The organism is Oceanimonas baumannii (assembly GCF_002245495.1).
GTDB classification, from domain to species: Bacteria; Pseudomonadota; Gammaproteobacteria; order Enterobacterales; family Aeromonadaceae; genus Oceanimonas; species Oceanimonas baumannii.
In genome coordinates this window covers 1-962 of sequence record NZ_NQJF01000067.1, presented here as the reverse complement: position 1 = coordinate 962, position 962 = coordinate 1, and the positions used below count along the sequence as shown (strand labels likewise).

At 65.4% G+C, this 962-nt stretch carries 1 protein-coding gene and 1 pseudogene; one reads left to right on the top strand and one right to left on the bottom strand.

Annotated elements, in window-relative coordinates:
* Positions 1–702 (top strand): ammonium transporter (locus B6S09_RS18230; protein WP_141202013.1); only part of this gene is annotated, 702 nt, incomplete at its 5' end.
* Here the strand turns inward: B6S09_RS18230 and B6S09_RS18945 are convergent.
* Positions 689–962 (bottom strand): annotated as a pseudogene (locus B6S09_RS18945) (hypothetical protein); the annotation flags it as partial. The gene B6S09_RS18230 and the pseudogene B6S09_RS18945 sit on opposite strands and share 14 nt — an antisense overlap.

The window sequence follows — 962 nt, the reverse complement described above, 5'->3', positions numbered from 1 at the left end:
GTGCATGCCATGGGCGGTTGGCTGGCGCTGGCGGCGGTGTTGCTGCTGGGCCCGCGCAACGGTCGCTATCGCGAGGGGCGGCTGGTGGCGTTCGCGCCGTCGAGCATTCCGTTCCTGGCGCTGGGTTCGTGGATTCTCATCGTCGGCTGGTTCGGTTTTAACGTGATGAGCGCGCAGACCCTTAACGGCGTCAGCGGCCTGGTGGCGGTCAACTCGCTGATGGCGATGGTCGGCGGCACCGTGGCTGCCCTGGTGATCGGTCGCAACGACCCTGGTTTTCTGCATAACGGGCCGTTGGCCGGATTGGTGGCGATCTGTGCTGGTTCCGACCTGATGCACCCGGTGGGCGCATTGGTCACCGGTGTGGTGGCCGGCGGTTTGTTCGTGTGGTGTTTTATCGCGGCCCAGGATCGCTGGAAGATCGACGACGTGCTGGGTGTGTGGCCGTTGCATGGCCTGTGCGGCGTGTGGGGTGGGATTGCCTGCGGCGTCTTTGGCCAGACGGCCCTTGGCGGGCTGGGCGGCGTGAGCCTGGCCAGCCAGTTGATCGGCACCGCCCTCGGTGTGGCGGTGGCGTTCGGCGGCGGCCTGTTGGTGTACGGCGTGATCAAGCGCGTGCACGGGCTGCGTCTGAGCCAGGAGCAGGAGTACTACGGCGCGGACCTGTCGATCCACAAGATCGGTGCGGTCAGTCAGGATTGATCGGCGCCTCATCGTTGTCGCTGGGCGGTGCGTGAAAGCCGTGCAGCAGGCGATAGCGGTTTTGCCGCACTTCATCAACGCGCGCCTGCACCTGTTGATCCGGCAGGCCCAGCAGGAGCAAGGCGTGGGAGGCCAGCATCAGGCTCGACTCCAATAACTCGGGCACCACTTCAGTGGCGCCCGCCGCTTTCAATTCGGCCCACTGGCTATCATCGCGGGTGCGCACCAGGATCGGCACCTGCTGTCTCTTATACACATCT